10 protein-coding genes are annotated in these 9,345 nt (G+C 71.2%); 5 read left to right on the top strand and 5 right to left on the bottom strand.

Annotated elements, in window-relative coordinates; all coding sequences use genetic code 11:
• The first annotated feature begins 157 nt into the window (after positions 1–157).
• Positions 158–775 (top strand): hypothetical protein, encoded by a 618-nt coding sequence (locus AC067M_RS02495; protein WP_478695102.1) that lies wholly within the window; start codon positions 158–160, stop codon positions 773–775.
• Positions 776–784: 9 nt separating this feature from the next.
• On the opposite strand, the gene AC067M_RS02490 is transcribed toward AC067M_RS02495, so the two are convergent.
• Positions 785–1,327, bottom strand: a complete 543-nt coding sequence (locus AC067M_RS02490; protein WP_478695101.1) for a GNAT family N-acetyltransferase — start codon at positions 1,325–1,327, stop codon at positions 785–787.
• A 5-nt stretch (positions 1,328–1,332) separates the two neighbouring features.
• Complete coding sequence (locus AC067M_RS02485; protein WP_478695100.1) at positions 1,333–1,965, bottom strand: dihydrofolate reductase family protein; 633 nt, start codon at positions 1,963–1,965, stop codon at positions 1,333–1,335.
• A 243-nt stretch (positions 1,966–2,208) separates the two neighbouring features.
• Between AC067M_RS02485 and AC067M_RS02480 the strand changes: the two genes are divergently transcribed.
• A complete protein-coding gene (locus tag AC067M_RS02480; protein ID WP_478695099.1) occupies positions 2,209–2,880 on the top strand; it encodes a hypothetical protein in 672 nt (223 codons plus the stop codon).
• Between the two features lie 5 nt (positions 2,881–2,885).
• Positions 2,886–3,524, top strand: a complete 639-nt coding sequence (locus AC067M_RS02475) for a hypothetical protein (protein ID WP_478695098.1) — start codon at positions 2,886–2,888, stop codon at positions 3,522–3,524.
• Here AC067M_RS02475 and AC067M_RS02470 read toward each other — a convergent pair.
• Complete coding sequence (locus tag AC067M_RS02470; RefSeq protein WP_478695097.1) at positions 3,513–3,995, bottom strand: DnaJ family domain-containing protein; 483 nt, start codon at positions 3,993–3,995, stop codon at positions 3,513–3,515. The two genes, AC067M_RS02475 and AC067M_RS02470, sit on opposite strands and share 12 nt — an antisense overlap.
• Positions 3,996–4,119: 124 nt before the next feature.
• Here AC067M_RS02470 and AC067M_RS02465 point away from each other — a divergent pair, with 124 nt between their 5' ends.
• Positions 4,120–4,512, top strand: coding sequence for a hypothetical protein (locus tag AC067M_RS02465; protein WP_478695096.1), 393 nt, complete (start codon positions 4,120–4,122; stop codon positions 4,510–4,512).
• A gap of 20 nt (positions 4,513–4,532) precedes the next feature.
• Here AC067M_RS02465 and AC067M_RS02460 read toward each other — a convergent pair whose 3' ends face one another.
• Positions 4,533–5,204 carry an O-methyltransferase gene (locus AC067M_RS02460; protein WP_478695095.1) on the bottom strand — a complete coding sequence of 224 codons (672 nt, stop codon included), beginning with the start codon at positions 5,202–5,204 and terminating at the stop codon, positions 4,533–4,535.
• Positions 5,205–5,608: 404 nt separating this feature from the next.
• Here AC067M_RS02460 and AC067M_RS02455 point away from each other — a divergent pair, with 404 nt between their 5' ends.
• On the top strand, positions 5,609–7,681 hold the full coding sequence (locus AC067M_RS02455) for a bifunctional glycosyltransferase 87/phosphatase PAP2 family protein (protein WP_478695094.1): 2,073 nt from the start codon (positions 5,609–5,611) through the stop codon (positions 7,679–7,681).
• Here AC067M_RS02455 and AC067M_RS02450 read toward each other — a convergent pair.
• Entirely contained in the window at positions 7,611–9,266 is a 1,656-nt protein-coding gene (locus tag AC067M_RS02450) for a hypothetical protein (protein ID WP_478695093.1), read from the bottom strand. The genes AC067M_RS02455 and AC067M_RS02450 overlap by 71 nt on opposite strands.
• Positions 9,267–9,345: the final 79 nt, after the last annotated feature.

Here is a 9,345-nt window from a genome sequence, read left to right as displayed (position 1 = left end):
GAAGAGGGGGCAAATTCGCCGCATGTGACGCCGGTCACTTTCGGTCGACATCTTTGTGTTTCCCATGTGACGATCTTTGAAGAAATCACGCGCCGGGGGGAGCGTGGTGACCGCGCGCTTTCCTCCCTCGGTGCGTTCCTGTAAAACGAGGGGAAAAATGAGTATCAAGCAGCGCGGAATTTGTGTTGCCGCTGCCGCCGGAGCTTTCCTTGCCGGGGCTGCCACACTGCTGGCCTTGGCGCCAGTGGCCGCAGCAGCTGACGGTGCCACTGACGGCCGTCAAGCTGCCGAGAGAGCACCCTTTGCCTGGTCGGTGACGCACGGAGCGGGTAGCGCCTCAGGCACGATCCGTCCTCTCGAAGGCAAGAGTTTGATCGATGGGGAACTCCGAAGCTCCAGTGCAGAATGCTATTCGCTGCTGATCCAGCCGATGTTGGGCTCCTTCCCCGCGCCCGCCACGAAGGTGCAAACTCATTGCGGATCCGGATCAACTCCGGTTCGCAAGGAGTACACCGGCACACCCGGTATCAAAATCTGCCGCGGTAGTGCCGCCCCCTTCTCCGACTGCGGTCCCATCCAGCGTCTCCCCGAGGGGTGGGTGCCGCCGCAGGGATACGTCAAGGAGGCCGAGTGGCTGGCATCCGCGGCCTACTGCCAGTCCCAGGGGGACAAGGGAGTCGCCGAAGGACGGTGGAGCGCATACGTCTGTCACGCGGAGTTGAGAGGAGCCGACGCGCCCTCGCTGCAGTACCAGGTGCTCTACGTGAAAAAGTAACCCGTTGTCCTAGTCCGGGCTTGGCGCCTGGCCGACACCTGGGCTGAGCACCTTGCTGAACCAGTGCTCCGCATACGGCTCGTCGTTGTGCGGCTCGGTCTCCGTGTAGCCGAGTCGGGCGTACAGGGTGCGGGCCTCCACCAGGTCGCCGCGCGTGTCGAGGATCAGCCGAGCGGCGCCGAGCTCACGGGCGGCGTCCTCGGCGGCGCCGACGAGCAGCGCCGCCCCGCCCTTTCCGCGCACGCCGGGCAGCAGGAACACGCGCTTGAGTTCGGCGGTCGTCGCGTCGAGGAGCCGTACGCCCGCGCTGCCGGCCGGCTCACCCCCGTACCGCGCGACGAGCAACTGCCCGCCGGGCGGGGCGAGGTCCGAACCGGTCGTCGCGGCGACCTCGCGCTCCAGCTCGTCCGGATCGGTCCTGCGCCCCTCGTGCAGCAGGTACCAGCGGTCGCTGACCTCCGTGTAGTACGCCCGCCAGAGCGCGGCGGCGACGGGCGAGTCGAAGGGTTCCGGGGCTACGGTCCAGGAGAGTTGGGCGGCCGGGGCAGTCATGCCGGTCATTCTCGGCGGTCGGCGGGCACCGCGCGCAACCGAATATGCGTGACCCCGGGCGAGTCCACGACCTGGGTCTTCGCCCACTCGATGTGCTGGTCGCCGAGGTCGCCGAAGAGCCGTCGACCGCCGCACGCCAGGACCGGTACGACGTGCAGGAGGAGCTCGTCCAGCCATCCGGCGCGGATGAACTGCTGCACCAGGTCGGCGCCTCCCGCCAGCGACACGTCCTTGTCCCCGGCCGCCGCACGGGCCAGCTCCAGGGCGCGCCCGGGGCCCTCGGTGACGAAGTGGAAGGTGGTTCCGCCCTTCTTCACCAGTGGCTCGCGAGGGTGGTGGGTGACGACGTAGACCGGCGCGTGGAAGGGCGGGTCGTCGCCCCAGGGGATCTCGCCGGTGATGTACATGCCGTGGCCCATCACCACCGCGCCCGGCCGTTCGGTCCACTCGGCGATCAGGTCGTCGTCCGGGCCGCCGGTCCCGCCCTCCATGCCCTGCATCCGGCGGAACGTGCGCAGCCCGTACACCCATTGGTGCAGCCGCTCCCCGCCGATGCCCAGGGGGTGTTCGCGGCCCGACTCGGGGCCTGCGACGTACCCGTCCAGCGACATGGCCAGCCGTGCGATGACCTCACCCATGACGGCCTCCTCTTCAGCTCTTCTGTCTTTCGTCACCCTGACGTCGATCGGGCCGTCGGCGAATCGACACGCCCGTCACACGAATTTCAGGCGGGACCGATGGCGGCACCGACGGCCGGACCGATGGCGGCGGCGATGGCGTGTCTGCGCCGAGCCGATGGCCTGTCGTCGTCGTTTGGGAGGGGCCTTCCGGGTAACTCGACGTGAAAGTCGGCCCACTGGGCCATACACCGGAAGGCAACCATGTCCACAGGCGTGATCATCGCTCTGATCGTGATCGTGGCGGCCGTCGTCGCAGTGGCGGCCGTCCTGGCTTTGCGGAGCCGAGGAGCGCGGGGCGGAGGAAGCCTGAAGCGGCGCTTCGGGCCCGAGTACGACCGTGCCGTGGCACGGCACGACGGAGACACCAAGGCCGCCGAGCGGGAACTCGGCGCACTCGTGGAGCGGCACGGCGGGCTGCGCGAGCGGCCGCTGGAGCCGGCGGAGCGGGAACGGTTCGAGGCTCGCTGGACGGCCACGCAGGAGCGGTTCGTCGACTCGCCGCAGGAGGCGGTGGTCGAGGCGGAACAGCTGCTCTCCGAGCTGGCCGGAGCCCGGGGCTTCCCCGACGGCGGACGGTACGAGGAGCAGGTCGCCGCGCTGTCCGTGCACCACGGGCACCACGTGCACGGCTACCGGCGCGTCCACAGTGTGGTGCGCGGGCGTGCGGGCAGTGAGCAGGACGGCCGGACCCCGGGCACGGAGGAGCTGCGCGAGGCGCTGGTCGAGGCCCGTGACCTGTTCGAGGACCTGATGGGCCCGGTCCGCCGTGACTCAGGACGCCACCGCGCGACCGACGACCACCACAGCAAGGCCCGCGCCGGCGGCCGCGGTCACCTGCCGTCCTTCCAGCGGCACCAGACGAGGCAGGGGTGAACGAGATGGCCGACGTGACACCCGATGAGGGCAGGCGACGCACACCGGAGCCGGGCGCCAAGGGCATCCCGGGCGAGGACACGGACCAGCGCAGGGCCCCTGGGGCGGGACCGCACGGCGGTCTCGGCGCCGGAGCGGAGGACGTTGCGGGCGCGGGCGCGACCGGCACCGGAACCCGGGGCACCCCGACCGGCACCGGAACCCGGGGCACCCCGACCGGCAAGGAGACCCGGGGAATCCCCGAGGAGCACGGCACGCCCATGGGTGGGAAGTCGCTGAGCGGAGCCGGCCTCGCCCAGGAGGACACCTTCACCACAGCGGGTCGCGCCGCTTCCACCCCGTCGGACGAAGAGGCCCGGCTCCTCTCGCACGACGAGGCCGACAAGCTCGCGCTGCAGCTGCACCACGCCGTGTCCGGGTTCGTCGACGGACCCAGGACCGCCGTGGAGGAGGCCGACCACGTGCTGGAGGAGGTCGCCGCGCGCTTCACGGAGGCCGTCACGCGCCGTCGCAGCACCCTGCGCGGGGCATGGCAGTCCACTGAGGGCGGCGAGGGCAGGCCCACCACGACCACCGACACCGAACAACTCCGCTTGGCCCTGCGGGACTACCGCGAGCTGGCGGAACGCCTCCTACGCGTCTGACCTACGGGTCTGACGCCCGCGTCCGACGTCCGCGTCTGACACACGCGGAACATCCGACGACGCGTCCACCGCCGTCCGGAGCTCCCGCCACTGCCGTACGACGTCCTCGACGTCGTACGGCTTCTTGCCCAGCGGGGGCCCGGGCGGCGGTTTGAACATCATCTCGCGGATCTTGACGTTGACGTCGGTGATCAGCTTCCGCACGATCCGCTCCGAGGGCGCCACCAGGGCCGCCGCGAGCGTGTCCTCGGCCTCCTTGCGCAGGGCCAGGGCGGGCGGCAGCACGACCAGACCCTCGCGGGCCATCTTGCGCCGGATCCACCACAGTTCGTCGTACGACGTGTCCATACCTGGCGGCAGCGGCTCACCCGCGCCGGGGAGCTCGTCGAACTCGCCCCGGCTCTGCGCGTCTCGGATCTGCTTGTCGACCCAGGACTCGAACGGTACGCCCGGTGGCTTTCGCTCGGTCATGACTCCATTGTGCCGGACGCGGTGCCACCGGGCGATTTATCATGCGGCGGCGGTCGCCAACCAGACCGCTCGCACGCACAGTTCAGCAGGACCCTGCGTCAGGCACACTTCAGAAGGAGCGCACGTGCTCGAACTCACCATGGCCACCGTGTCCGGGACGGACGCGGGCGCCACGGCCGGCATGCTCATGGCCGACGCGCCCAGTGAGCCGGGCGCCGTGCTTCGGGTGGGCCGGGACAGATCCGTGTGCCGTCTCGCGACGCCCGACGACTGGCTGTTCGTCTCGCGGGTCCACCTGGAGTTCCTGTGCGGGCCCGAGGGCGGCTGGCAGGTCACATGGCTGCGCGGCTCGCAGACCGACCCGTCCTCCGAGGTGCGGCTGGTGGTCGGGGAGTACGCGCAGACCATCGCGTACGGCGGGACCGTGCAGCTGCCGAAGGGCGGCGCCGGTGAGATCGTCATCGTCGACCGCACCGGGCCGCGCAGCGTCAACGTCGGCTTCTATCACGAGGCGTAACCACCCGCGGGGGGCTGCGGCTACTCCAGCACCCGTGCCAGGGCGAAACCGTCGTACCCCTTGCTGCCCACCGTCTGGACCGCGGTGCCGCTGAGGCGCGGGTGGGTGCCGATGAGCTCGATCGCGGCGCGGGTGCCCTGGATGTCGGCGGTGCTGGTGTCCACGTCGGCGACGCGGCCGCCCCGGACGACGTTGTCGACGACGATCAGGCTGCCCGCGCGGGTGAGCTTCAGCGCCCACTCCACGTAGTGGGCGTTGTTGGCCTTGTCGGCGTCGATGAAGACCAGGTCGAACGGGGGCGGGTTCTCGTCGGCGAGCTGGGGCAGCGAGTCCAGGGCCGCGCCGACGCGCACCTCGACGAGCTTGTCGAGGCCCGCCCGCGCGATGTTGCGGCTGGCGACCTCGGCGTGCTTGGGGTCGTACTCCAGGGAGATCAGACGGCCGTCGGCCGGGAGCGCCCGGCCCAGCCAGATGGTGCTGTAGCCCCCCAGGGTGCCGATCTCCAGGATGGTGCGGGCACCCTGGATCTGGGCGAGCAGCTGGAGCAGCTTGCCCTGGTTCGCCGTGACGTTGACCTGCGGCAGGCCGGCCGCCTCGCTGTCCCGCAGCGCGGCGCGGGTGACCTCGTCGTCCGGGGTCAGGTGGGCGGTGAAGTACGCGTCGACGGCATCCCAGATCTGCGAGTCGCTCATGCGCTCAGTCTCTCCTATACAAGCCGCTACAAGTTAGAAACTCTAACTATTCCTGCCGACGAAGAAGCTCCGGCGCGGGTCCCCCCACGGGGGTACCCCCGGGGTAGCCATACCACGCCGACGGTGAGCGCGGCGAGGCCGCGGACCGACAGCCTCATCACCCGTACGGGTGAACTGAGGAGGGGGCGTGAGCCGGGGGCGCGAGCTGGGCCGAGGGGGCCGCCCGAGCCGAGGGCGCCGCCCGACGGTGATCGTTCCCACGCTCTCCGGAGGCGACCTCGGCGCTCCCCGACTAACGTCTAGCGGACAAATCCTCTCCAGGGGCGGTACGAGCCTCCAAAGCTCGTAAACCACTTCCCTCGCGTGTGACGCGTGGGACGAACGGGGCGGGAGGCCGACGAGGCGTGGCGAATGCGGAGCACAGCGGGCGACCGGCAAAGGCCTACGGAGCGACGGCTGTCGGGCCGGCCAGAGCGCGCCTGCGCGTGGCCCGCCTCGGACTGTGGCTGGTCGCCGCCGTCCTCGCCGCACGCCAAGTGGCCGTCGTCCTCGCCACTCCTCGCGGGGACCGGCTGACCGACCTGGAGACCTGGGTCGGACCGAACGGCGTCCTGCACGTCAAGGGGTCCCTCTACGACTCCACACGCTTCACCGATACCCCGTTCGGTGGCCTGGTCCTCAAGCCCCTCACCCGTTCGGCTGAACAGGCCCTCGGCTGGGGCTGGACCTTCGGCTCCCTCCTCCTGGTCGTGGCCCTCGGTCTGGTCGCCGCCCGTGCCCTGCCGCAGCCCGTCAGCCGCCGCACCGCGCTGCTGGCCGCGCCCGTCGCGATCTGCCTGCTCATGCTGTCGCTGCCGGTGCGCAACGCCCTCTGGCTCGGCCAGACCAGCATCATCCCGGTGCTCCTCGTCCTCCTCGGCTGTTTCGTCGTACGAGGGGAACGCGCCAGCGGCGCGCTCATCGGCCTGGCCGCCGCCCTGCAGCCCACGATGCTGCTGTTCACCCCGCTGCTGTGGTTCACGGGCCGCCGCCGCGGCGCCGCCTCCACCGGCCTCACCTTCGCCGCGTCCACGGCGCTCGCCTGGGTGGCGATGCCGCGCGACTCGTACATCTACTGGGTGCACCACATGGTCGGCGTCGGCCTCGGCGGCGACGCCGACGACCTCGCCAACCAGTCCCTGCACGGCGCCCTGCTCCGGCTCGGGCTGACCGGCCCCGTGGAGATCGGCCTCTTCTTCGCGTTCGGCGCCGCCGTCGCCGTCATCGGCCTGCGCCGCGCCGTGCGCTACGCCCGCGACGGCCAGCTGCTGCTCGCGGTCGCGATCACCGGCTGCGCCGCCGTCGCCGTGTCGCCGACGACCTGGCAGCACCAGCTGCTGTGGGTGCTGCTCGCGGTCGTCGGCCGGGTCGGCAGACGGGCCTCCGACCGGTACGTGTGGCCGGTCTCCGTCGTCCTGGTGACGACGCTCCCGGCCAAGATGGTGCTGCCGAACATGACGCCGCTGTATTCGGTGCGCGACAACGTGATCCTGCTGGCCGCGTTGGCCGCCGCCACGCTCGTCCCCTTCCTGTCCCGCACGTCCCCGTACTACCGCGCGCCGGTCCCCACGCAGTACGCCCCCACCGTCCCGACCCGCTTCACGCACATCCCCCTGCTGCCGTTCCTGCGCAGGGTCCTCACCCGCCCCAACCTCCTCCTGGAACTCCTCCTCATCCGCGTCACCTACGCCGCCTACTCCAGGGTGCGGCTCGCCGCGACCGGGGACAGCAACTCGGCGGGCCGGGTCCGGGCGGAGGAGCACGGCCACCAGATCCGGGACATCGAACGCTTCCTGCGCATCGACATCGAGCACGCCGTCAACCACGCCGTCGTCAAGGCCGACTGGCTGCGCGACATCTTCGACTTCTATTACGAGTCGTTCCACTTCGTCGTCCCGCTGACCGTCCTCGGCGTCCTGTACTGGCGCCGCCCGGTCGACTACCGCTGGGCCCGCTCCGCCCTCGGCTTCGCCACTCTGCTCGCCCTCGTCGGGTTCTGGCTCTACCCGCTGGCCCCGCCGCGCCTCATGCCGACCCTCGGCATCATCGACACGGTCCACGGCGCCCAGGACTTCTCCCAGCCGGACTACGGCACGCTGACCGCGCTCACCAACCAGTACGCGGCGATGCCGTCGCTGCACTTCGGCTGGTCCCTGTGGTGCGGGCTCGTCATCGCGATCGTCGCGCCCAAGGGGTGGATGAAGGCGCTCGGCCTGCTGCACCCGTTCCTCACCGCCTGCTCGATCGTCGCGACCGGCAACCACTGGATCCTCGACGCGGCGGGCGGCGCGGCGGTGGTCGGCGGGGGCTTCGGCCTCACGTACGCCCTCCAGGGACCCCGCGCCCGGCTCAAGACCGCGGCGGCGGTCAGCAGCCGGAGCGAGGAACTCGAGAAAGACCGTACTCCGAGCCGATCCGGTACTCGCCGGGCTCGGTGACCGTGAGCCGCGTGAAGTCGCCTTCCCTGCTCAGACAGCCGTGGTCGGCGCGCAGCCAGGGCGAGTAGGCGACCCGTATGGTCACCGAGCCCGGCTGGGAGACGCGCAACGTCAGATCGGCACTGGCCGTGCGTACGACCGTCCCCGGCGTCGAGACCAGCGGTACTGCGTCCCGCACCCGGTACACCCGCCAGTGCGCGTTCTGCCACACCGGCTCCAGCCAGTCCGGCCGGTCCTCCCGCACCAGCCGCGCCTCGTCCGCCGCGTAACCGTCCGGTCTCCCCAGCGGCAGGACGACGAAGCCGACGGCCCAGTGCTCCAGCCACGCCCGGTAGGTCGTCGCGGAGAACGTCCCGTCGTAGAACAGACGGGCCCGCTCCATGTCGAGCTGCCGGTTCCAGCCGCGAGCCAGGTTGACGTGCGGGGCGAACCCGACGGCCTCGCGGTGGTCCCGCGCCGGAACGGCCTCCACGCGCGTCCGGTCGGCCCCGAGGCGCTGAAGGGCCTGCACGACGGGCTGCGTGTCGGCGGCGTAGGCGGGAACGACCGTGTACACCCGCAGATCGTCCGCGGTCTTCTTGCCGACCCACCAGACGGAGAACACGAGCGCCACGATCAGCAGGCTGCGGCCCAGCCGCCGCAGCCGGGGCGCGGAGAGCACCGCGGCGAGGAGCACGGCCGGCGCGAACAGCTCGGCGAACCGCTCGACGTTCGTCCCGATGGGGGAGGGGACGAGGTACACCAGCACGGTCCCGGCCGCGTACACCACGCCGCTCCACCTCGCCACCCGCCACTCTCGGGGCGCGAACGCGGTGAGGGCGAGACCGAGCACGACGGGCGGCCAGACGCGGCCGGGCGGCATCGGCTGCTGCCCGGCGAACGGGAAGAGGAGCGTGGTCATGCCGACGACAGCGGCGGGCGGGAGGAGCAGAACGAGGGCCCGCCCGTGATCCCGCACGAGGAGGAAGCCCGCGCCCACGACGGCGACGAACAGCCCCGCGACCGGCGAAGCCATCGTCGCCAACGCGGAGCAGGCCCCCGCCAGTACGAGCCGCCGCTCCCCGGTCAGCAGGACCACAGCAGCGAGCCCGAAGGCAACACCCAGCGCGAACGTCGTACGCCCCGAGGCCACGTTGCACCACAGCGCTGACGACGCGAGCAGCGCGGGCCCGAGCGGCTTGCGGACACCGGCGCGCCGGACCAGCACGGCGGCCAGCCAGGAGGCGACGAGCCCGGAGACGGCGGTGACCGTGCGGACCCCGAGTGCGGCCATCAAGTACGGCGATATCAGGCTGTAGTTGGCGGTGTGCATCCCGCCGTACCAGAACAGGTTGTACGCCGATCCGCCATGGCGTGACGCGAACCCCGCCCAGGCCTCCTGGGCCGCCAGGTCACCGCCGCCGGTCGCGAGGAACAGCCACCAGATCGCGTAGAGGGGCAGCAGCGGCAGGGTGGCGAGCAGGGGCGTGCGGGAGCGCTCCCAGAGGGGGTTTCTCTGGAGGTTGGCCGCGCGCGTCGGCCGGACGAGTGTGTGTTCGGCTGGGACCACGGTTTCGTAGACGTGGAAACGAGCGAAGGCGTTCATCGCACGGTGAACAATGGCCGCTACGTGCCGCCTTCGCGCGCTTCGTCTCGAACGAGGGGCCGGCGGTGAGGCCGAGGAC

This window comes from Streptomyces sp. NPDC043427 (genome assembly GCF_056436655.1).
This window is presented reverse-complemented; position numbering and strand designations above follow the sequence as displayed.